Source organism: Corynebacterium sp. KPL2734, assembly GCF_040225595.1.
In the GTDB taxonomy this organism is placed as follows: Bacteria; Actinomycetota; Actinomycetes; order Mycobacteriales; family Mycobacteriaceae; genus Corynebacterium; species Corynebacterium rhinophilum.
In genome coordinates this window covers 23,025-45,087 of sequence record NZ_JBEHFO010000002.1, presented here as the reverse complement: position 1 = coordinate 45,087, position 22,063 = coordinate 23,025, and the positions used below count along the sequence as shown (strand labels likewise).

18 protein-coding genes are annotated in these 22,063 nt (G+C 58.0%); 6 read left to right on the top strand and 12 right to left on the bottom strand.

Annotated features, from left to right (window positions below):
* Positions 1-51: 51 nt before the first annotated feature.
* The 7 genes from ABRP88_RS01770 to aspS form a co-directional block, all read right to left on the bottom strand.
* Positions 52-870 (bottom strand): shikimate dehydrogenase, encoded by an 819-nt coding sequence (locus tag ABRP88_RS01770; protein ID WP_349835906.1) that lies wholly within the window; start codon positions 868-870, stop codon positions 52-54.
* A gap of 36 nt (positions 871-906) precedes the next feature.
* Positions 907-2,100: an endolytic transglycosylase MltG gene (gene mltG, locus ABRP88_RS01765; protein ID WP_349836037.1), complete on the bottom strand. Its 1,194-nt coding sequence runs from the start codon at positions 2,098-2,100 to the stop codon at positions 907-909.
* Between the two features lie 37 nt (positions 2,101-2,137).
* Positions 2,138-2,689, bottom strand: a complete 552-nt coding sequence (gene ruvX / locus ABRP88_RS01760) for a Holliday junction resolvase RuvX (protein WP_284769727.1) — start codon at positions 2,687-2,689, stop codon at positions 2,138-2,140.
* Positions 2,690-2,698: 9 nt separating this feature from the next.
* Positions 2,699-5,383, bottom strand: coding sequence for an alanine--tRNA ligase (alaS, locus tag ABRP88_RS01755; RefSeq protein ID WP_349835905.1), 2,685 nt, complete (start codon positions 5,381-5,383; stop codon positions 2,699-2,701).
* A gap of 127 nt (positions 5,384-5,510) precedes the next feature.
* Entirely contained in the window at positions 5,511-6,896 is a 1,386-nt protein-coding gene (locus tag ABRP88_RS01750) for a replication-associated recombination protein A (protein ID WP_349835903.1), read from the bottom strand.
* A gap of 31 nt (positions 6,897-6,927) precedes the next feature.
* On the bottom strand, positions 6,928-8,142 hold the full coding sequence (locus tag ABRP88_RS01745) for a phosphotransferase family protein (protein ID WP_284853213.1): 1,215 nt from the start codon (positions 8,140-8,142) through the stop codon (positions 6,928-6,930).
* A gap of 125 nt (positions 8,143-8,267) precedes the next feature.
* A complete protein-coding gene (gene aspS, locus ABRP88_RS01740) occupies positions 8,268-10,091 on the bottom strand; it encodes an aspartate--tRNA ligase (RefSeq protein WP_349835902.1) in 1,824 nt (607 codons plus the stop codon).
* Between the two features lie 241 nt (positions 10,092-10,332).
* Here aspS and ypfJ point away from each other — a divergent pair, with 241 nt between their 5' ends.
* From ypfJ to ABRP88_RS01720, 4 genes are all read left to right on the top strand, one after another.
* Positions 10,333-11,214, top strand: coding sequence for a KPN_02809 family neutral zinc metallopeptidase (gene ypfJ / locus ABRP88_RS01735; protein WP_284851651.1), 882 nt, complete (start codon positions 10,333-10,335; stop codon positions 11,212-11,214).
* Positions 11,215-11,320: 106 nt separating this feature from the next.
* Positions 11,321-12,433 carry an LLM class flavin-dependent oxidoreductase gene (locus ABRP88_RS01730; protein ID WP_284769721.1) on the top strand — a complete coding sequence of 371 codons (1,113 nt, stop codon included), beginning with the start codon at positions 11,321-11,323 and terminating at the stop codon, positions 12,431-12,433.
* A 3-nt stretch (positions 12,434-12,436) separates the two neighbouring features.
* The gene (locus ABRP88_RS01725) at positions 12,437-13,105 is read left to right on the top strand and encodes an FMN reductase (protein WP_349835901.1); all 669 of its coding nucleotides are present in this window, start codon (positions 12,437-12,439) and stop codon (positions 13,103-13,105) included.
* Positions 13,106-13,273: 168 nt separating this feature from the next.
* The gene (locus ABRP88_RS01720; protein ID WP_284784204.1) at positions 13,274-14,683 is read left to right on the top strand and encodes an L-serine ammonia-lyase; all 1,410 of its coding nucleotides are present in this window, start codon (positions 13,274-13,276) and stop codon (positions 14,681-14,683) included.
* 69 nt (positions 14,684-14,752) lie between these two features.
* On the opposite strand, the gene hisS is transcribed toward ABRP88_RS01720, so the two are convergent.
* From hisS to tpx, 3 genes are all read right to left on the bottom strand, one after another.
* On the bottom strand, positions 14,753-16,036 hold the full coding sequence (gene hisS / locus ABRP88_RS01715) for a histidine--tRNA ligase (protein WP_349835900.1): 1,284 nt from the start codon (positions 16,034-16,036) through the stop codon (positions 14,753-14,755).
* A 5-nt stretch (positions 16,037-16,041) separates the two neighbouring features.
* Positions 16,042-16,677 carry an MBL fold metallo-hydrolase gene (locus tag ABRP88_RS01710; RefSeq protein ID WP_349835898.1) on the bottom strand — a complete coding sequence of 212 codons (636 nt, stop codon included), beginning with the start codon at positions 16,675-16,677 and terminating at the stop codon, positions 16,042-16,044.
* Between the two features lie 167 nt (positions 16,678-16,844).
* Positions 16,845-17,342 (bottom strand): thiol peroxidase, encoded by a 498-nt coding sequence (gene tpx / locus ABRP88_RS01705; protein ID WP_284769716.1) that lies wholly within the window; start codon positions 17,340-17,342, stop codon positions 16,845-16,847.
* A 156-nt stretch (positions 17,343-17,498) separates the two neighbouring features.
* Here tpx and ABRP88_RS01700 point away from each other — a divergent pair, with 156 nt between their 5' ends.
* Positions 17,499-18,383, top strand: a complete 885-nt coding sequence (locus tag ABRP88_RS01700) for a peptidylprolyl isomerase (protein ID WP_284769715.1) — start codon at positions 17,499-17,501, stop codon at positions 18,381-18,383.
* A 317-nt stretch (positions 18,384-18,700) separates the two neighbouring features.
* Positions 18,701-19,048, top strand: coding sequence for a hypothetical protein (locus tag ABRP88_RS01695; protein ID WP_349835896.1), 348 nt, complete (start codon positions 18,701-18,703; stop codon positions 19,046-19,048).
* 102 nt (positions 19,049-19,150) lie between these two features.
* On the opposite strand, the gene ABRP88_RS01690 is transcribed toward ABRP88_RS01695, so the two are convergent.
* Positions 19,151-19,723, bottom strand: a complete 573-nt coding sequence (locus ABRP88_RS01690) for a DUF421 domain-containing protein (protein WP_410755690.1) — start codon at positions 19,721-19,723, stop codon at positions 19,151-19,153.
* 109 nt (positions 19,724-19,832) lie between these two features.
* Complete coding sequence (locus ABRP88_RS01685; RefSeq protein ID WP_349835895.1) at positions 19,833-21,872, bottom strand: bifunctional metallophosphatase/5'-nucleotidase; 2,040 nt, start codon at positions 21,870-21,872, stop codon at positions 19,833-19,835.
* Positions 21,873-22,063: the final 191 nt, after the last annotated feature.

The window sequence follows — 22,063 nt, the reverse complement described above, 5'->3', positions numbered from 1 at the left end:
CCTGCCACTCTTCATGGCACGGCGGCGCACATGGGCGTATTCCCAGAATGATTAGAGATTGCGAAGGCGAAGCTCTTCCTGCAGTGCCGCAACCATCTCTTCGCGTGGTGCGGTAAGACCGGTGAATTGCTCGAATTGACTAAATGCTTGATGTGCCAGCATGACGTGCCCACCCACGGTGAAATAGCCATTCGCAGCGGCGCAGGCGGCGAGCGTCGTGGGCCACGGATGATAAATCACATCGAGTACGGGCGCATGCGCAAGCCGGAAGCGATAGTCCTCTAAGGCGGCCGAAGGCACGGTGGAAATAATCAAATCCGCTGACCGGGAAAGATCCTCGAGATCATCGTCAAAAGTAGCGTACTGCAGATTCAGTCCCAGCCGGTCCGCCAAGGGCTGGAGTTCTGCTTGGCGGTTCGAGCGGTTCAAGATGGTGACCTGATCGATTCCGCGTTCTGCTAAAGACCACAGCGCCGGACGGGAGGTTCCACCCGCACCGATGATAAGGGCCTGAGACACGGGCCGAAGCCCAATGAGTTCTTGCAGGGCGCCGCGCACGCCCTCAGTATCTGTGTTGTCCGCGCGCCAGCCGTGCTGGGTGCGAACCAAGGTATTGGCAGAACCGATGAGCTGTGCACGCTCGCTTTGTTCTTCCGCAACCTCGAGCGCGGCGAACTTACCGGGCATGGTCACGGAAAAGCCGCGGTACTCGGGACCACAATCTTCCAAAAATGGGGCGAGGGTATCGGCCGTAACCTCAAAGCGGGTATAGGACCAGTCCTTGAGCCCGACTGCGCCATACCCTGCGTTGTGCAGGATAGGCGATAAAGAGTGAGCGATGGGACTACCGAGTACTGCGGCGCGCGGCATGGGGTCATCTCTACCTTTCTGACTGCGGCCTACGGCCTATTCAGCCGGTTGCTCCGAGGCGGCATCGCCGTTGCCGGCACCTGCTCCTTCGCCCTCGCGCTGCGAGTCGAGGACGCCGGAGCGGATGGCATCGTCCACGCGGTCTAGGTGCTCATCGTAGGTATCAGAGAACACGGTGGTGCCGTCCTTATCCACGGTGACGAAGAACTTCCAGCTACCATCGGCCGGTTCTTCCATGGCGCGGATTGCCTCATCAGACGGCGAGGAAATCGGCGTATCCGGCAGGCCTTCCTTGGCGTAGGTATTCCACGGCGTCTTTTCCGCACGAGCCTCATCGGTCGTGGCAAGCTCAACGTCTTCCAGCCCGTAGTTCACAGTGGAGTCGAACTCTAGGCGCATGGGCTCGTCAAGGCGGTTCAGGATGACGCGAGCGACCTTGTCGAATTCGCCGGCAGGCGCCTCACGCTCAACCAAGGACGCAGAGGTCAAAAGCTCGTATGGCGACAGACCGATGGCCTTGGCACGATTTTCGATATCGGTTTCCTCATAGCGCTTGGCAGAGCGGGTAATGAGGTCCTTCAGGATATCCTCGGCGCTCATATTCGGGTCAAGCACGTACTGACCAGGGGCAATCAGGCCCTCAATACGCTTCGGGTCATTGCCGCGCTTCTTAATTGCGTCAAGTGCCCAATCGGGTGCGCCGAGCTCCTTAGGATCGGTTTCTGCCGCCGCCTTTTCCAGTTCTTCCTTGTCCAGGCAATTGCCGTCATCGCAGCTGACCTGGGAGATCAAAGAGTAGATACCGAAGCGCACGTCACCGCCGACGACCTTTACGTCCTCCAGTGTGGCACCGCCTTGGACCTCAAGCATGTCCACACGGTTGTTTTCATCGAGCAATGCCTCTACCGCATTCGCCGCGCTCATTTCTTCCTGCAGGCGGTAGAAGCCAGGCTGAATCTGGCTGGCGCTGTGGTTCATCGACGCCGCGGAGTCGAATGCCTCTTGGGTCTTGACCACATTCTTATCCACGAGCGTGGGGCCCAGCTCGGACATAGACGACCCTTCGGGGACCTCCACCAATTGCGTGGTGCCGTTACCGGCCCCTTCGTAGTCGGCCGAAGAAGTGCCGATGCGTACTCCGATGTAAATCAGAGCTCCTAAAATGACGATGACGGATGCGACCACCACGGCGATGCCGCGCTGGCGCCGCTTGACGTACTTATCATCCATCGATCGCCCGAGGCGTTGTTGGTTACGGCTCACGTGTTTAGTCTCCTGAGTTTGAAGGCTGGGCTACTGCATCATCCGAGCGGAGCGCGTTAGCACGCCCATCCAGCCAGGACTGTAGTATTTCCACCGCTGCAGCTTGGTCAATGATTTTTCTGCCCTTCTTTTCGGACACGCCGGACGCGCGCAGCGCGGTGGTTGCCGCTACCGTCGTCAAACGTTCATCAGCCAAGCGTACTGGTGGTGGAACTTTATCTATATTTTCATCTTGATTCAAGCGGCGTCGAATCCGAAACGCAATTTCTTTCGCGTGTTTTACACTTTTTGACCCATTTCCTTGTAAATCACGCGGCAAACCAACAATGACTTCTACCGCGGAATATGCCTCAATAAGCTCCAGAATTCGATCAATGTCTTCTTGATCGCGGTCTTTGAAACCGGTCTTCCTGGGAACGGTTTCCACAGGGGTAGCGAGGGTGGCCTCGCGGTTGGATACCGCGACGCCAATTCGCACTGTGCCCACGTCGAGTGCTAACCGCCGGCCTTCGCCTGGGTCACCTACTCCGGGGGAATCTGGTTCAACTTTTGCCACAATGATTCCTTAGCGCGACTGCAAAAGATCCTTGACGGCTTCGAAGCCGCGCTGCGCACCTTCCGGCGCAGTGCCTGAGCCCTGCGCCATGTCTGGCTTGCCGCCGCCGCGACCGTTGACGTATTCGCCGAGGCGCTTGACGATGTCCCCAGCTTTCACGCCCTCGTCCACCGCCTTGGCCGTAGCGGCCGCAATGAACGGGAACTTGCCCTTATCCACCGCACCGAGCACGATGACCGCTGCCGTATCCTTCATGCGGTTGCGGATATCGGTGGCCACGGTGCGCAGGTCTCCGCCCGAGGTGCCATCGGGAAGCTGGAGCGTAATGGTCTTGATGCCATTGACATCGGTAGCCGAGTCGATGAATTCAGAGGCGCGTGCGGTCAGTTGCGCCTTGCGCAGGACCTCGATTTCCTTCTCGGCGGCCTTCAGGCGCTCCGAAAGCTGCGAAATACGCTCTGGAAGCTCCTCAGACTGCACCTTCAGCTCGCGGGATACGCCTTCTACCAGCGCGGTTTCCTTGGAGTAGTACCGGAAGGCATCCATGCCGGAGTAGGCCTCAATGCGGCGGGCACCAGAGCCTACCGAGGACTCACCCAGTACGGAAACGGGGCCGACTTCTGCCGAGGAACCAACGTGGGTACCACCGCAGAGCTCGATGGAAAATGGTCCGCCGATTTCCACCACGCGTACCTGGTTGCCGTAGTTTTCACCGAAAAGCGCCATGGCACCCATCGCCTTGGCCTCTTCCAGCGAGGTCTCGATGGTGTTGACGGCCATATTGGAGTCGATCGCCTGGTTAGTAATCAGGGCGATTTCTTCCATTTGCTCCTGACTCAATTGCTCGGTGTAGTTGAAGTCGAAGCGCAGGTAGCCCGGACGGTTAAGCGAGCCTGCCTGCACGGCTGTGGGTCCCAGCACCTGCCGCAGGGCGGCGTGAATGAGGTGAGTGGCCGAGTGCGCCTGGGTCGCACCGTGGCGCCACTTCTCATCGACGGAAGCCTCGACGGACATGCCAAGGTCGAGCCCACCGGCGGTAACGGAAGCCTTGTGTACCCACAGCTTCTTGCCAATCTTTTGGACGTCATTGACCTCCAGGAGGGATTCGCCCGCAGAAATGCGGCCGCGGTCAGCCATCTGTCCGCCGGACTCAGCGTAGAGCGGCGAGTGGTCCAAAATGACCTCAACCTCATCGCCCTCGTGCACCTCGTTAACCTTCTGGCCGTCTTTGACCAGGCCGATGACATTCGCGCCCGAGACCAGTTCCTCATAACCGGTAAACACGGTGGGGTTATTATCCACCCAATCGCGGTACAAGGAGAGGTCGGTGTGGCCGTGCTTCTTGGCCTGGTTATCGGCCTTGGCGCGGCGGCGCTGCTCGCCCATGGCGGCATTAAAGCCTTCCATGTCCACGTCAAGGCCGGCCTCCTGCGCCATTTCCAGGGTGAGGTCGATGGGGAAACCGTAGGTATCGTGCAGCTCAAAGGCTTTATCACCGGAGAGCACCTTTTGGGTCTTCGCGCGGTGGGTGGAGCGCAGGTCGTCTACGGCTTCATCGAAAAGCTTGGTGCCAGACTCCAGCGTCTTCAAAAACGCCTTTTCCTCATTGATGGCCACGCGGAGGATGCGCTCGCGGTTATCCGCAATCTCAGGATAAGACGGGGTCATCGTGTCCATGACCGTATTCATGAAGCGCTCCATGGTGGGGCCTTCGGCGCCAAGCAGCTTTGCTGAGCGAATGATGCGGCGCAGCAAGCGGCGCAGGATATAGCCCCTGCCCTCATTACCTGGGGTAACGCCATCCAGGATAAGCATCATGCCAGTGCGCGAGTGGTCAGCCACCACGCGGAAGCGGATATTATCCTGCTGCGTTGCCTTCTCGCCGTAGGTGGCGCCGGTAAGCTCCTCGGCAACGTCAATAACCGGGCGCAGCAGGTCGGTCTCGTAGACATTGTCTACTCCCTGCAACAGGCAGGCGACGCGCTCGATGCCTAAGCCGGTATCGATGTTTTTCTTCGGCAGCTCTCCGACGATCTCAAAATCGCCCTTTCCGGTCCCCTCGCCGCGCTCATTTTGCATGAACACGAGGTTCCAGATCTCCATGTAGCGGTTATCGTCTGCGATCGGGCCGCCATCCTTGCCGTATTCGGACCCGCGATCGTAATAGATTTCCGAGCAGGGCCCACATGGTCCCGGCACGCCCATGGACCAGTAGTTATCTTCCATGCCCAGGCGCTGGATGCGCTCTTCTGGCACGCCGATCTTATCGCGCCAGATTTCCGCTGCCTCATCATCATCGAGGTACACGGTGACCCACAGGCGCTCTGGGTCAAGGCCAAAGCCGCCGTCGGCGACGTCTTTAGTCAGCAGGTTCCATGCATTGGAAATGGCGCCTTCCTTGAAGTACTGGCCAAAGGAGAAGTTACCCGCCATTTGGAAGAAGGTGTTGTGGCGGGTGGTAATGCCCACCTCCTCAATATCCAAGGTGCGCACGCACTTTTGGATAGAGGTGGCAAGGCCTTGGGAAAATGGTGGGGTCTGCTGGCCCAAGAAATAGGGCTTGAAGGGCACCATGCCCGCGTTAACGAAAAGCAGGTTAGGGTCATCCAGGATCAAAGAGGCGCTGGGGACAACCTCGTGACCAGAATTGACGAAGTGCTGGGTAAACCGTTCCCGGATCTCATGAGTCTTCACGAGCAATAATCCTAACTGTCTAAGCTTTTATCTTCCATCAAGAAGCTTTCTAACCCACCCAACTTTACCTACTGGTGGGCAGGTCTTGCCCATCGGTGGGTCCAAAACCGGCCGAGCCGGTTCGCACTTAGCGGCGCTTGCCGCGAAGTATCCTGCGCAAACGGCCAATATAGTCAAAGATTCGCTTCTCAGCGCCGTGCTCGGTGGGCTCATAATATACGGTGCCCTCGAGCTCATCGGGCAGGTATTGTTGCTCCACTACCCCGCGCGGATCATCGTGGGGATAGGAATACCCCGTTGCATTTCCCAGCCGCTTGGCGCCCTCATAGTGCCCATCGCGCAGGTGCGGCGGCACGTGGCCCACCTTGCCGGCCGCGACATCGGCCTGCGCCTTAGTAATGGCAGCGATAACGGACGGCGATTTCGGCGCCGTCGCCAAGTGAATCGTTGCCTGCGCCAATGGGATGCGCGCTTCCGGTAAGCCGATCAGTTGCGCCGCCTCTGCGGCCGCGACTGCGACTTGCAAGGCCGTGGGATCAGCCATGCCAATATCCTCTGAGGCGTGAACCATCAGACGGCGGGCAATAAACCGCGGATCCTCGCCGGCCTCAACCATGCGCGCTAAATAGTGCAGCGCGGCATCGACATCAGAGCCGCGGATGGACTTGATGAAAGCGGATGTCACGTCGTAGTGCTGATCGCCGTCGCGGTCATAGCGCACCACCGCCCGATTCACGTTATCCGTAATCGTGGCCGCGGTGATCTCGCCGCCATCGTCAACTGCTTCCGCGGCCGCTTCGAGGTAGGTCAGACTGCGCCGAGCGTCGCCCCCAGAGAGCACGACGAGCTGGTTTAAGGCTTCATCAGTAATGGTCAAGTCGCGCTCCCCAAGCCCCCGGTCGCTGTCTAGCGCGCGGCGCGCTACGCCCTTGAGATCCTCCTCGCTCAGCGAGTGCAGCTGCAGGAGGAGCGAGCGGGACAGCAACGGCGAGACGACCGAGAAGGATGGGTTTTCGGTCGTCGCTGCAACGAGCAGGACCGTCCGGTTTTCCACCGCTGCCAGCAAGGCGTCCTGCTGGGTTTTGGAGAAGCGGTGCACCTCATCAATAAAAAGCACCGTCCTGCGGCCGTGGATGAGTTCCTGCCGGGCATGGGTAATGACTTCGCGGACCTGTTTTACCCCTGAATCAAGGGCGGAGAGACCAACGAAGTTTTGGCCCATCTGGCTCGCGATGAGCGAGGCAATCGTCGTCTTACCGGTCCCGGGCGGACCATACAAAATGACCGAGGCCTCGCCAGATCCTTCGACGAGGCGGCGCAGCGGCTTGCCGGGAGCAAGGAGGTGGTCTTGCCCCACGACTTCTTCTAGGGTCTGTGGACGCATGCGCGCGGCCAAGGGCGAACCGGAGTGCGTGGCAAAGAGATTGGCCGTGGGAAAAGACGATGCCGAGCCATCGCCTCCCTTACTGCCGCCAGCATTGGGAGAGGCGCCGAAGAGAGAATCCTGGCTCATGTGGTTTTAGCTCCCCAAAAAGGTGTAGTGATTAGTCGTCGTGGACGCGGCGGGCAACCAAGTTGCCAAACTCCGCGATGGCCGTACACGGTGCGGTCCCGCATTGGGCGGCGTAGCGCGCGAGCGCGTCAAAGGTTTCATAGAGGTCTTGGCGCACCAATAGTTCGTCCTCATTAAAAGGCCCGCTTTCCGGCGGGCGCAGGATCGAACGCTTTGGGTCATGGACAATCTCCGCGTCACCGCTAGCAAGGGCAACCAATCCCTCAATTCCGCCAGCGTGCATCGTGATCACGCTGGACAGAGCCCAGCCGATGAGGGAGCCGACGATAAGGCCGTGCAGCTCTTCTTCATCGGCAAAGCGCGGCCATACCTCAGATACCTCGCGCGACCATGCCGCGAGGAATGTATCTGCTTCCTTATCCGTAATTGGTTTAGAAAACAGGAACTGCGGGAAGCCAGCGATAACGCAGGCGACGTCAAAGCCCACGTTTCTAAAGCCCGCCCATTCGTAATCCAAGAAGTGCAAGCGCTTGGAGACGATGATGTTATCCGGCGAAAGATCGAAGGGGGTAAAGGCCCTATCCTTGCCAGAGGCGAGGGATTCGGCGGCTTGATCGGCCAAACTGCGGAAGCTCTCCGGGGCCTTGAGCCCTGCCTCATCGAGCAGATTGAGCCCAATGCCGATGGAACGATACAAGGATTGATCGCGCACGGATTGGTGATCGGCGTATTCCGGGTTATGACGCAACGTGCGGTTGAGCAGGGTTTCGAAATCCTGCTCGTGATCCGCGGTGCCCACGTGGATATGCCCCAATGCCGTACCCAAAGAGCGCAGGATCCGAATGCGATCCTCATCGGAGGATTCCAAAAGCACATCCGAGAGCGTTTCGGCCTCGCCCAAATCAGTCAGGACGATGATGCGCCGGTCTAAATCGTGTGCGAGGAGCACCGGCCCTGGGCGCACGTCTTCTGCTAAGGCGGTGGTGAATTGGTAGGCCACGACCTCGCGCAGCATCGCTGCGTCATCAACGCCGTAGCCGGTTACTGGATTGTATTTGATAACCACAGAGCGATGCGGCAAAAAGGCGCTAGGGGCAACTTTTGCGCGCAGGACTAAGGCATTGCCAGATCCGCCTAAATCCTCAATGTCTGACATTTCTGGCGTGCCGCCAAAACGGCGCGACAACATTTCCGATGCGGCACCAATGACCTCATCGGTCGAAAGCACTGTCTGTGTATCAACCATAGTTCTATCCAGTATGCCCTCCACCACAAAGCGGGGGCCACACCCTCACCGCACAAGTTTCTGCTGCGGCGAGGGCGCGCGCCCCGCTTAACCTAAAAATGGTGTCGTGATGGCAAGCCTAAAGGCTAGTTCTCCTGCCCTTTCGCGGCCTTTGCCTCTTCGCCGTTCTTTTTCTTTTCCGGCTTGAAGTCCACGCCGGTTTCCTTGCGCTGTGCGGCAGGGATCGGTGCGGGGGCATCGGTAAGCGGATCCACGCCGCCACCGGACTTCGGGAAGGCAATCACGTCGCGGATGGAGTCAAAGCCGCCCAAGAGGGACACGATGCGGTCCCAGCCAAAGGCGATGCCGCCGTGTGGCGGTGCGCCGTAGGAGAAGGCGTCGAGCAAGAAGCCGAACTTCTCTTGTGCTTCCTCATCGCCGATGCCCATGACCTCAAAGACGCGCTTTTGCACATCTTCTTGGTGGATACGGATGGAACCGCCGCCGATCTCGTTGCCGTTGCAGACGATGTCGTAGGCATAGGCCGTGGCCTCGCCCGGGGTCTCGTCGAAGGTATCGATCCACTCCGGCTTCGGCGAGGTGAAGGCGTGGTGCACCGCGGTCCACTTGGAGTGGCCCAAGGCCACGTCGCCGGACGCGGTGGCATCGGCAGAAGGCTCGAAGAGCGGGGCGTCAACGACCCAGGTAAAGGCCCAGTCGCCTTCCTTGATGAGGTCGAGCTTCTTGGCGATTTCGCCGCGGGCCGCACCCAAAAGCGCGCGGGAAGACTTGGTATCGCCGGCTGCGAAGAAGATGGCGTCACCAGGCTTTGCACCCACGTGCTCGGCGATGCCCTCGCGCTCAGCATCGGTAATGTTCTTGGCCACTGGCCCGCCCAGGGTGCCGTCCTCTGCGACGGTGATATAAGCAAGCCCCTTGGCGCCGCGCTGCTTGGCCCAATCCTGCCATGCATCGAACTGGCGGCGCGGCTGCGATGCACCGCCGTCCATGACCACGGCACCAACGTATTCGTTCTGGAAGACGCGGAAGGTGGTGTCCTTGAAGAACTCGGTGCACTCGACGATCTTGATATCAAAGCGCAGGTCCGGCTTATCGGAGCCGTAGTACTTCATGGCATCGGCATAGGTCATGCGCGGGATTGGGGTCTGAATATCGTAGCCGATGAGCTTCCACAGCTCTTTTACGATCTCTTCACCGAGCGCGATGACATCGTCTTGGTCCACGAAGGACATCTCCACGTCCAGCTGGGTAAATTCCGGCTGGCGGTCTGCGCGGAAGTCCTCATCGCGGTAGCAGCGCGCAATCTGGTAGTAGCGCTCCATGCCGGCCACCATCAGCAGCTGCTTGAATAGCTGCGGCGACTGCGGCAGCGCGTACCACGAACCCGGCTTCAAGCGGGCAGGGACCAAAAAGTCGCGCGCACCCTCCGGGGTGGAACGGGTCAAAGTAGGGGTTTCGATTTCAGCGAAGTCGTGCTTATCCAGCACGTTACGAGCCGCACGGTTGGCAGCAGAGCGCAGGCGCAGTGCCTTTGCCTGGCGCTCGCGGCGCAGATCCAAGTAGCGGTACTTCAGGCGGGTTTCCTCGCCTACCTCGCCAGAGGCGGAGGGATCATCTACCTGGAAGGGCAGCGCTGCGGATTTGTTGAGCACCTCCAGGTCGGTCACGTTGACCTCGATGTCTCCGGAAGGCAGGTTCGGGTTTTCCGAGCCCTCAGGGCGCGGCTCGACCACGCCGGTGACCTTGACGCAGTATTCCGAACGCAGGTCGTGGGCGCGCTCTGCCACATCGGATTCACGGAAGACTACCTGGGCAATGCCGGAACGATCGCGCAGGTCAATGAAGATGACGCCGCCGTGGTCACGGCGACGAGAGACCCAACCGGTTAGGGTTACGGTCTCTTCTGCCAGTTCTTTGCGGAGCTCACCGGCCAAATGGGTACGCAGCACTATTATTCAATCCCTTCTGAAATGGAGTTACTTGCGGGTCCAGCCACGCGTAAACAGCGCGCGCCCAACCAAGCACAAGACTAGGAACTTGGCCAATTCTACATCCCACCGCCACTTTCGCCCCTATTAAGCCCAATTAAGCCACCGCGCAGGCACGCGGCCCCGGCACCGCTAACCCTGCCGGGAATAAATGGGCTCGCTGCGCACTGCCGCGGCCGAAAAGGTATGGCACTATCTAGACATGACCTTTAAATCTGGTGCCGATTTCGATGGCCAGCGCGCAACCTCCGGCGGTGGCGGTGGCCTCGCCATAGGCGGCGGCATCGGTTCCGTCGTGCTTGTAGGGCTCTACCTCTTATTGGGAGGAAACCCCTCCGATATTGGCGCCCTGCTGGGCAATGAACAGTCACAATCTGGCACCCACTCTGGCGCCGATGATTCTGCCTTCGACCACTGCCAAACGGCAGAAGATGGCAATAAATACGATGACTGCCGGGTCATGTTCACCGCCATGAGCGTGGATAACGTGTGGACCGCCGAGCTGCCCGAGCAGGCCGGCATCGAATACACCAACCCTGGCCGGGTGATTTTTAATGGTTCCACCACTTCCGGTTGCGGCACCGCATCTTCAGCCACTGGCCCCTTTTATTGCCCCGCCGATCAATCGGCGTATTTCGACACCACATTTTTTGATTCGCTGAGCAACTACGGTGCACACAATGCCCCGTTCGCGCAGATGTACATCGTCGCCCACGAGTTTGGCCACCATATCCAGCAGCTTGAGGGCACGCTGCAGCTTTCTGACTATAACGACCCCGGCGCGGATTCAAACGCTGTAAAAATCGAGCTCCAGGCAGATTGCTACGCAGGTATTTGGGCTTCTCACGCGGATAAGGGCGAGGATGCGCTGCTGGAGCCGATTTCTCAGCAGCAGGTCGCTGACGCTGTCACCGCGGCGCAGGCTGTGGGTGACGATAATATTCAGCGCCGTTCCACCGGGCAGGTCCAACCCGATGCGTGGACGCACGGGTCTTCCGAGCAACGCCAGCGAGCTTTCCTTGCTGGTTATAATTCCGGCCGGATGGCTGAGTGCGACACCTTGGGGCGCGGGGTCTATAGCTAACTCCCGGCCCCCTCTTTACCCCGCTGGGAATAATCTCCCCTTTCCGCGTTGTTGACATGTCACGTACAATGATTACAGGTACGCAGCAAGGGTAGAAAGGGATATCATGCAATTTGGCATTTTTACGGTCGGAGACGTGACCACCGATCCAACGACGGGCGAAACCCCGTCAGAGGCGGAGCGAATCCGCAATATTACGGAAATCGCGCTCAAGGCGGAAGAAGTTGGGCTCGATGTCTTCGCGACCGGCGAGCACCACAATCCGCCCTTTGTTCCGTCTTCTCCGACGACCCACCTAGCCTATATCGCAGCGCAGACCGAGCGCTTGCAGCTTTCTACCTCCACCACACTGATTACCACCAATGATCCGGTAAAGATCGCGGAAGATTACGCCTTCTTACAGCACCTCTCCGGCGGCCGCGTGGACCTGATGATGGGACGCGGCAACACTGGCCCCGTCTACCCGTGGTTTGGCAAAGATATCCGCCAAGGCATCCCGTTGGCCGTGGAAAATTACCACTTGCTGCGCCGCCTGTGGCGGGAGAATAGCGTCAACTGGGAGGGCAAATTCCGCACCCCATTGCAGGCGTTTACCTCTACCCCGGCTCCCCTTGATGGCGTCCCGCCGTTTGTATGGCACGGCTCCATTCGCTCGACGCAGATTGCAGAACAAGCCGCCTATTACGGCGACGGATTCTTCCACAATAATATTTTCTGGAATCAAGAACACACAGCCAAGATGGTCAGCATGTATCGGCGCCGCTTTGCCTCTTATGGCCACGGCCAAGCCGACCAAGCCATCGTGGGGCTCGGCGGCCAGGTATTTATTGGCGATACTGAAGAGGAAGCAAAGAAGTTCTTCCGCCCGTACTTCGATAACGCACCCGTGTACGGGCACGGTCCGAGCCTTGAGGAATTTACCGATTACACCCCGCTGACCGTGGGCACTGCGGAGCAGGTTATTGAGCGCACCCTGAAATTTGCGGACTATGTGGGCGATTACCAACGCCAGCTTTTCCTCGTTGATCACGCGGGGCTGCCGCAAGAAGTGGTGCTCAAGCAGATAGAAATTCTTGGCACGCAAGTCGTCCCGGAGCTCCGTCGGCGCTTTGAGCAGCGACGACCAGACCATGTACCCTCAGATCCACCGACGCATGCCACGCTCAAGCAACACCCAGATTCCCCACACTTTCGCGTAAGCCCTGGAAAGGAGGACTAAGCAATGCGATCTTTGGTTGTCCTCACGGCTGGGCTCTCGGAGCCATCGTCTACCCGGCAATTAGCTGAAACTATTGCAGAAGCCACCGAAGCAAAGATTTCCGCGCGCGGAGAAGGCGTGACCACCCACATCATTGAGGTGCGCAGCCTTTCTTCTGAATTGGCAACGGCCATGACTAATTGGGCGGCCCCGACGCCCCAATTAGATGAAGCAAAAGAGCTGCTTTCTACGGCCGATGGTTTTATTGCCGTCACGCCAGCGTTCCAAGGCAGCTACTCCGGGCTGTTCAAAATGTTTTTTGATGTCTTGGATGCGCACGCCTTGGAGGAGCTGCCCACCATCGTGGCAGCTACGGGCGGTTCCCCGCGCCACGCGCTCATCTTGGACTATGCGCTGCGCCCCCTGTTGAATTACCTGCACGCCCACGTCGTTCCGACCGGCATATTCCAGGCAACCGAGGATCTGGGCACCGCCGAGGGCACGCGCATTCGCAGCCGCATCGAGCGTGCCGCCACGCAGCTTGCGGATCAGATGATCCGTCCCACGGATCGGGTTGCCGGGCTTGCCGATGCCCCCAAACCCAGCCCCCATTCCCGCCCTACTGGAATCGGAGCGGACGAGGAATTCCTGCCGTTTGAGCAGATTTTGTCCCAATACGACGGAAAGCACTAGCGCCGCAATACCTATCGCATATTCTAAAATTGATACATGTCACATATTTCTCTACGCTTGAATTTTAGAATGTTCGACTCGGATCCCCGCGCCTGAGAAAAACTCTTTTTCATGCTCTTGGACTGTTAACTCTCTTGCAACGAAGAAAGGTTTCTTAAGGCTTTCACCATGACTATTAGCGTTACTGACATTTTCGCCATCGGCATCGGTCCATCCTCTTCGCACACGGTTGGACCGATGCGCGCCGCGAAGCAATTTCTAGAATCCCTCGATACCCACCCCGCCCGCGTATCTGCGGAACTGCGCGGTTCGCTGTCCGCCACCGGACGCGGCCACGCCTCTGACCGCGCCGTCATCCTAGGACTCGCCGGCTGGGAGCCGCTGACCGTTCCTATCGATGCCGAGCCGCAAGCCGGCGGCACAATCCCCAGCGAAGGCACCATTTCTGGCCCTTCTGGCAGCGTCGACTACGAAATCACCTTTGACAACGAGCCACTGCCCCAGCACCCCAATGGCATGATCTTCCAGGCCTGGGATGCAGATGGCAATATCCTTGCTGAAGATGAACAGTACTTCTCCGTCGGCGGCGGCTTCATCCTCTCCCGCAAAGAGCTCGATGCAGAGGTCGCCGATAGCCACGAAGTGCCCGCCGGCGTTGCCGCAGCAACCGTAGAAGACACCGTGCCATATGAGTTCACCACCGGCGAAGAACTGCTCAACCTCTGCGAGGCCAACGACAAAGATATTTGGGAAATTGTCCTCGCCAATGAGGAAGTACTTCACAAGGACGAAGGCGGCGCGGATTTTGTCCTGCGCCATTTGGACCTCGTATGGGACATCATGCGCGAATGCGTGACCGATGGTATTTCCACCAAGGGCATCTTGCCCGGTGGCCTCCGGGTACCGCGGCGCGCCCCCAAGATGTATGCGCAGCTGCTCGAGCAGAAAAATGACCCACACTCTGGCTTCTCCGCCATGGAATGGGTCAATCTCTTCGCCTTAGCGGTCAACGAGCAAAACGCCGCGGGCGGCCGCGTTATTACCGCGCCCACCAACGGCGCCTGCGGCATCATTCCCGCAGTGCTGCACTATGCGCGCGACTTCCATGGTGGCTTCTGCCGTGAATCCGCACGCCGTTACCTGCTCACCGCAGGCGCAATCGGCATGATCATCAAACAGAACGCCTCCATTTCCGGCGCCGAAGTGGGATGCCAGGGCGAAGTCGGCTCCGCCTCATCCATGTCCGCTGCGGGAATGGCAGCACTCCTTGGTGCGACCCCCGCCCAAGTGGAAAATGCGGCAGAGATCGCCCTTGAGCACAACCTCGGCCTTACCTGTGACCCGGTCGGCGGACTAGTGCAGATCCCTTGTATTGAGCGCAACGCCATCGGCGCGGTGAAATCCATTAACGCCGCCCGCATGGCAATGATGGGCGAAGGCACCCACCACGTCACCCTGGATAACGCCGTACAAACCATGGCAGATACGGGCCGCGATATGCTCTCCAAGTACAAGGAGACCTCCCTCGGCGGCTTGGCTAAGACGATGGGCTTTAGCGTTTCCCAGGTGGAGTGCTAATCAGTTAAAAACACACAAAAGGGGGGCACCGAATTTACTCGGTGCCCCCCCCCTTTTTTACTCCTGCGTTTAGCTTTCTAGATCCCGTCCTAAAATGGCAACCAGCCGCGATAGCTCAACATCGCGTTGCTCGTGGGCCGCCAAGTCCTTCACCGCAACGGTACCGTTTTCTAGTTCTTGATCTCCCAGGACCAGAGCAAAGCGCGCGCCCGCGCGGTCAGCGCCCTTCATCGCGCCCTTGAGGCCGCGATCACCAAAGGACATATCCGCCGCGATTCCCGCCTTGCGCAGGTCATTGATGATGCCGGTCATGCGGCGCTTCGCCGCTGTACCCAAGGCAATGCCATAGACATCCACGCGGGAATCACTGCCTTCTAAGGTGATTCCCTCCGCCTCTAGGGCGAGGATGGCGCGGTCAACGCCGAGGCCATAGCCGATGCCCGAGAGATCTTGCCCGCCAAGCTGCGCCATCAGGCCGTCGTAGCGGCCGCCGCCGCCAATACCGGATTGCGCACCCAGGCCATCGTGGACGAATTCAAAGCAAGTCTTGGTGTAGTAGTCCAAGCCGCGCACCATACGGGGGTTGATTTCGTATGCCACGCCCATATCCTCCAGCATGCCGGTTACGGTCTCAAAGTGCTCGCGGCACTCGGTGTCGAGGTAGTCGAGCATCAAGGGGGCATCGGCAAGCTGCTCCTGCATTTCCGGGCGCTTATCGTCTAAGACACGCAAGGGGTTGATCTCCGCGCGGCGGCGGGTTTCCTCATCAAGGTCCAGCTTGAACAGGAATTCCTGCAGCTTTTCGCGGTAGGCGGGCCGACAATTCCGGTCGCCCAAGCTGGTCAATTCCAGGCGGAACCCGCTCAGCCCCAGGGCTCTGTAGGAGCGATCCGCCAGGGCGATGACCTCAGCATCAAGTGCTGGATCGTCAACGCCAATGGCTTCCACGCCAACCTGCTGAAGCTGGCGGTAGCGCCCCGCCTGCGGGCGCTCATAGCGGAAGAACGGCCCACTGTAGTTCAGCTTTACCGGCAGCTGACCGCGATCCAAATTGTGTTGAATGACCGAGCGCATAACGCCCGCAGTTCCCTCCGGGCGCAAGGTCACAGAGCGATCGCCGCGATCTGCAAAGGTGTACATCTCTTTGGAGACCACGTCGGTAGATTCGCCCACGCCGCGGGCAAAGAGCGCGGTATCTTCAAAAATGGGCAATTCAATGTGCTGAAAGCCGGAAAGATGCGCCTGTTCCACCATGGTCTGGCGGACCTTATAAAAAGTCGCAGACTCTGGTGGGTAATAATCTGGCACACCCTTCGGTGCGGACAGTGCCTGGAACCGCTTCTCTTCACTCATGGTCACTAGAGTACCCCATGGGATTTTCGCAGGAATGGGTTGGTCGCCCTCTCCTCACGCATGGTCGAGGTTGGGCCGTGGCCGGGAAGAATGTCCAGCTCATCGTCTAAATCCCACACCGGGCCCGCCAATGAATCAAGCATGGCCTGTGGATTAGAATCCGGAAGATCGACGCGCCCCATTCCCCCGGCAAAAAGTACATCACCGGTAAGGGCAAAAGTATCCGAAATGATCAATACGCACCCCGGCGAATGCCCAGGGGCGTGTTGGAGGGTAAATGTATTCCCGATTAGCTCCAGTTCTTCCCCACCGTGGAGTTCGCGGAGATCGGCAATGGGTACCATGCTCGAGGCTTGGAATAGCTCCTGCACCTGGGCAGAGACGCCCTCCCCAGAATCCAACATGAACCTATCTGCGGGATGAATATAAACGGGGATATCGAGCTTTTGTGCCAAGTCCCCAGCCTCGCGGGTGTGGTCAATGTGCCCGTGCGTGAGCACGATGGCTTCATAGTCATAGTCGTAAGATAGAACCTGTGACATGGAATCCATGCCCGGATCCACGATGAAAGCGCGCTTTCCCTCCGCCACGATATAGGTATTTGTGCGAAATGGGCCTGCAGTAAATCCTTGAACGTCCATGCCTCAAGTCTAACGAGAACCGCCCCTTGAGCACCCCGCACGCATCAGCCTTCTTGATTCAAGGCCGCGCAAGCATGCAAAAAGCACCCAGCCTTCGCGCCCTCAACCACGGTGGGTTATGGGGAAAGGCTGGGTGCTGGATTTAAAGATCCTGCCAGCTTAAAGCTTTATTGCAGGGCTGCAAGAGCCTTGTCGTAGTCCGGCTCAGTGGTTACCTCCGGCACCAACTCGTTGTAGATGACCTTGTGGTCAGCGTCGGTGACTACAACGGAGCGTGCCAATAGGCCCTTGAGTGGGGAGCCTTGCAAGGTCACGCCGAACTTCTCGCCAAAATCGGAGCGGAAATCGGAGGCGGTGTCCACATTTTCAATGCCCTCTGCGGCGCAGAAACGATCCAGCGCGAAGGGAAGGTCGCGAGAGACAGACAAGACAACGGTGTTGTCCAGGCCCGCGGCCTTCTCGTTAAAGGTGCGCAGCTGCTGCTGGCACACGCCGGTATCGATGGAAGGGAAAATCGAGATAACGAGGCGCTTGCCCTCGAAATCCTTATTGGTGACCTCAGAAAGGTCGGTGCCAACGAGGGTGAACTCTGGGATGGACTCCCCTACTGCGGGAAGTTCACCAGCGGTTTGGGTAGGTTCGTCAGAAAATTTAACTTCAGCCATGGCCCCGAGCGTACTGATACTTTTGCTTCCCCGCTATAGCTCACCGCTTTTTGCTAATGCCAATCCCCGAGCCAAGTCAGCCCCACGTCCGCAAAGCCGCTAAAATCGTCCTAGTTGAGACACGTCACCGATAATCGCTAGAAAGGTTGTCCCACGGTGCCAGATAATAAAAAGCGCGGAGAAGACGCGATGCACAAGCTCGACCGCGAGCTAAAGTCCCGTGACCGCAAACAAAAGACTCGTCCTTTTGGTGTCGCCGTAGCCTCGCTCGTCGTCATCCTCGGCATCGCCGGAGGAATTTACTTCCTCTCCACCCGCGATGGCTCTGAGGGCGAAATCCAGGCGGAAGATACCTCGGAAGCACAGACCACGCAGGAAGCCCCCAAGGCAGAGCCCTTGAGCGGCAAGCGCGCGGAAGCCCTGCCGGCAACCGTCCAGTGCGAGTACAAGGACAATGGGCAGGATGGCCACGGTGCCAAGAAGCCCGACGGCAAGGATATTTCCACCGAGGGCACTGTCACCGTATCCTTCGATACCACCCAGGGCCCGATCGAGATGAACCTAGATCGTGCCACCGCGCCTTGTACCACCCACGCCATTTCGGAACTGGCTGACTCCGGCTTCTACGATGACACCGTCTGCCACCGCATGACCTCTGGTGGCTTGAATGTGCTCCAGTGCGGCGATCCCACCGGTTCCGGTACCGGCGGCCCAGGTTTCAGCTTTGCTAATGAATACCCCACCGATGAAACTGATGACGAGGACTTGCAGAACCCAGTTGTCTACCCCCGCGGTTCCGTCGCTATGGCCAATAGCGGTCCGGATACCAACGGCTCCCAGTTCTTCCTTAACTACGACGACTCGGAGTTGCCTCCTAACTACACCTACTTTGGCACCATCACCGAAGATGGCCTCAAGACCCTAGACAAGATTGCCGAGGCCGGCGTAGACACCGGCGAGCAGGGCGGTCTCCCAGGCGGCCAAGAAGACGGCAAACCTGCAGAAGAGGTAAAGATCAAAAAGGCTACGGTAAAGGCCTAGTCTGCGGCATCGGCGCTTGCCGATGCCTCCCCTCCCCCTACATTTGCCTCACCCCAGCGCAATGCACGAACTAAATCGTGGCGTGGCGCTGGGGCATTTTCATATCCGATGCTTTGCCTTGAATACCCTCCTACCTGCACTTAACTCCAGAAAGCACATCCTTCCCATTCACACCATCTGCATTAATCACCCCCTCAAAACACCCCTATTCCTTATTGATAATGTTTTTTATTAAAATCAGCTTGGGGTAATTCGGACAGCTACGAAGCCGTCTAATATCTAAAAATTTGAACACCACAAGCTTGACAGGAAACACAATGAAGCTTTTCTCCCGCAAGGCCTTCCTCGCCGGCGCAACCGCGCTATCCGTTACTCTCGCTGGCACCACCGTGGCCACTGCCGCGGAGAATGTGGATACCGCCGCTCAGGTCTCATCTGCCACCTCCACCGGCACTCCTAGCCAGAAGATTGATTCGGACGCAAACAAGCAAAACGACGCCAAGAAAACGCAAGACTTGTCTTCCAAGGACGCGAATCCTGAGTCCATCAAGGCCTGGATCGAAGTTATTACTGCTGCTGTCGGTGCACTGGGTACTCTCTTCGCTTTCGCCAATAAGTACATCAACATCGATGACCTTCTAAAGAACTTCAAACTTCCTTTCTAAACGCTAACGCGCCTTGAGAGTGCTTAACCGCCGTGCTCTTATTGAACTGCACGGCGGTTCTACGAAAGGTAGTTCTGAAGTTCTCCCCCCTCTATCAAATCTTTAAGACTCTTTGGCCTGTTTGATATACCCAGAGCCAACGAGGTCATTAAAGATATCTGGGTCTATGTCCTGACCATTCTTGATGACAGATATGTGCCCGGTGGGTTCTAAAACCATAATCTGAACGTCTTCCATGCGGGCCAAACCAGCCTTTCGCACCGCGGAATACACATCAGAGCGAGTGATGTGGGACACGGTGAGATTATCGTCAATCATCTCGCCCTGAAAGACGATGAGAACAGGGCGGCGATCCAAAAATCGCGTCCACTTCACCACCTTGCGGATGGTGCCGAATGCAGCTTCCAGGGCCATCAGCGTGGTCAGCCCGATAACACCCGCCGCTAATGTGGGTGGAACACCAATGATCACTCGCCCGGCAACGGCACCGAACATAATGATGATGATCGCGTCAGAGGCCGTCATGGAGGTCAATACGCGAGAACCAAAAAGCTTTACCAAGACCATAAAGGCAAGATAGATGCCTAATGTAGACAACATGACAACAGGAACTCGATGTAGCTCGATTCCTAGTTGAAAAGTAGCCTCGCGTAAAAACCGTTCAAAGATATCCACGGCTTTTGAGGTTACTAGGATGCAAGACACAGCACAGAAAAATAAGCGCTTTTCCCCCTTTAAGCGAGGAAAAGCGCTTTTCGCGTATCCGCAGGAATTGGATCCCTAATTAGATGTGAAAAGTCTTGCGCAGGTCATCAAAGATGGCCCGCAGTGGTGCCGGCAGCACCTGGGGATTTAAACCAATAAAGGCGATTCCTGCCGCTAGTGCCGCCACGATGGCAAGGGCTGCGCCGCCAAAGGAAGAGCCTTGCGGTATCTTCGGGGCACCATTGGCGTCACCCAATTCCACGGGCAGGATTGCTTGCGTGCCAGCATCGGTGGTGATTTCTAGGTTCTGAGAGCCAGTTAGGCCTTCTGGAACGGTAAGCGTCACTTGCGCACGTCCGCGCTCGCCAAATTGGTCATCGCCTTCCTGCTTGGAGTTGTCGATATCGGCAGATACTTCCTCATCCCCCAACTTCACCGTGACGGTCTTAGCCATTGGCTCGCCCTCACTGGTGTAATTCAAGCTGGACAGTTCGACGGTGATTTCTTTGCCCGGGACAATAGCGCCATCGATGTGGGCGCCAATTTGGCCCTGTCCCTTGCGGACCTCGGACTCACCGGACGCAATGTAGTCGATCATGGCTTGGGCGTCCATGTATCCCACATCGTTCTTGTCCTTGATGGAGCCTGCTTCAAAGTAACCATCGCCGCCCTTTTCGCTGTCGCTGGAAGCAAGGAAGGAAGAAAGCGCGATGGAATAGTCCTTATTCGGATCGAGGGGCTCGCCATTAACAGTCACCGCCTTGACGCGCTGGCCGTGAGATGCTTTTTGGTCATAGACCACCTGGACATTATTGGACAGCCCCATGGCTAGACGCGGCCTACTACCCTCCTGCCACTGGTTTTCTAGTGCGGTGATGAAGTCCTTGCCGGAGACCTTCGCGGTAATAACAGAGTTACCAAACGGCTGGACCTCAAAGATGTCCTTGTACGTTACATCGCCACCCTGCAAATCGGCGCGCACTCCTCCTGCATTCATGACGCCGAGGTCAATGTCCTCACCCACCTGCTTGCTCATGGCATAGCGCTGCCCTTCCGCGATGAAGTTATTCAGGGTGGACTCGACACCGCGGTTAGAGCCTGGCTTTTGCCCCTCATCGGAACCGCGGAACAAGTCGGTTTCGACTGTGCCAGCGCTCTTCGAGCCTTCTACCTCGGCTTCATCCTGTGCCTTCTTAACGATGCCCGCAATGTCAGCATCGGGTTCTACCTGCGCCGCAGCAGTCGCGTCGTACTGCTTGAGATCAATGCTTTTCACCTTGCCCGCGGCCTTGTCGTAGGTAATATCGGCATCGTTCAGCAGCTTGCCGTACTCATAACCTTGCGCCCACTGCAGTGGCAGCGCGCCGTCGCGTTCAACCGTTCCCTGGGTGGTCTGGTGGGTATCGCCGCCAAAGAGGATATCGACGTCCTTATTAAAGCCCTTTGCGTATTCTTCCGCATCCTCGTGGAAAAGGGAAACCACGACATCTGCCTCGCCGCTTTCCTTCAAGCGAGTGGCTTCTTTGTTCGTTGCCTCGACAGGATCGGTAAAGGTAACGCCCGGAATCTTTGCCGCGGATACCTTGAACTTGGTGTTTTGGGTGACGGTGCCGACGTAGCCGACCTTCACGCCATCGATTTCTTCCACATGAGAGGCATCCAAAAGCGGCTTGCCGTCTTTTAATACATTGGCGCCGAGGATGGGATAGTCAGAAGCGGGCTGGATACGATCCGTTAGGTCCTCGGTGCCTTTGTCGAATTCGTGGTTGCCCACTGCGGTTGCCTTCATCCCCATGGCATTGAGCGCTTCCAGGGTGTATTTGTCATCCGAGATGGCCGAGACGAATGCAGAACCGCCCACGTTATCGCCCGAAGAGGTGAGGTTGAACTCCTGGCCTTCGTTGACCTGCTTGATAAGCGATTGCAGGCGAGCCACGCCAATCTCATCGCCCGCCTTAGCAGGGTCGCTCAGACCATCTTCCAGGTGACCGTGCAAGTCAGTGATATTGGTAACCGAGATGGTGGTCATGTTCTCCTGCGCTAGGGCCTGCGTGCCGAAGAGAGCGACGGCGGTGACGGTGGTGGCGGCCACCAACTGGCCGATGCGGCGGAACTGCATAATTACTCCTGTGTCGTAGAAAGTATTCAGATAATTTATATCGCTTTCTTAACCAACTCGCAGAAAGCACACCACCTGTGAACTGGTCTTTTACCTCTCCTCCGCCCAGAATTCACACAATCGTCACCTGCCCGTAGCCCGCGCGTTGCTCTACCAAGCAACCGCGCAGGGAGGTAGCCAGGCAGTCAAAC

What these genes read in the sequence shown, in the direction of transcription:
- tpx (WP_284769716.1), bottom strand. Translation starts at nt 17,342, where the DNA reads ATGGCTGAAGTTAAATTTTCTGACGAACCTACCCAAACCGCTGGTGAA.
- ABRP88_RS01750 (WP_349835903.1), bottom strand. Translation starts at nt 6,896, where the DNA reads ATGAGCCAGGATTCTCTCTTCGGCGCCTCTCCCAATGCTGGCGGCAGT.
- hisS (WP_349835900.1), bottom strand. Translation starts at nt 16,036, where the DNA reads ATGAGTGAAGAGAAGCGGTTCCAGGCACTGTCCGCACCGAAGGGTGTG.
- ABRP88_RS01695 (WP_349835896.1), top strand. Translation starts at nt 18,701, where the DNA reads ATGAAGCTTTTCTCCCGCAAGGCCTTCCTCGCCGGCGCAACCGCGCTA.
- mltG (WP_349836037.1), bottom strand. Translation starts at nt 2,100, where the DNA reads ATGGATGATAAGTACGTCAAGCGGCGCCAGCGCGGCATCGCCGTGGTG.
- ABRP88_RS01725 (WP_349835901.1), top strand. Translation starts at nt 12,437, where the DNA reads ATGCGATCTTTGGTTGTCCTCACGGCTGGGCTCTCGGAGCCATCGTCT.
- ABRP88_RS01745 (WP_284853213.1), bottom strand. Translation starts at nt 8,142, where the DNA reads ATGGTTGATACACAGACAGTGCTTTCGACCGATGAGGTCATTGGTGCC.
- ypfJ (WP_284851651.1), top strand. Translation starts at nt 10,333, where the DNA reads ATGACCTTTAAATCTGGTGCCGATTTCGATGGCCAGCGCGCAACCTCC.
- ABRP88_RS01730 (WP_284769721.1), top strand. Translation starts at nt 11,321, where the DNA reads ATGCAATTTGGCATTTTTACGGTCGGAGACGTGACCACCGATCCAACG.
- ABRP88_RS01770 (WP_349835906.1), bottom strand. Translation starts at nt 870, where the DNA reads ATGCCGCGCGCCGCAGTACTCGGTAGTCCCATCGCTCACTCTTTATCG.
- ABRP88_RS01720 (WP_284784204.1), top strand. Translation starts at nt 13,274, where the DNA reads ATGACTATTAGCGTTACTGACATTTTCGCCATCGGCATCGGTCCATCC.
- ABRP88_RS01710 (WP_349835898.1), bottom strand. Translation starts at nt 16,677, where the DNA reads ATGGACGTTCAAGGATTTACTGCAGGCCCATTTCGCACAAATACCTAT.
- ABRP88_RS01685 (WP_349835895.1), bottom strand. Translation starts at nt 21,872, where the DNA reads ATGCAGTTCCGCCGCATCGGCCAGTTGGTGGCCGCCACCACCGTCACC.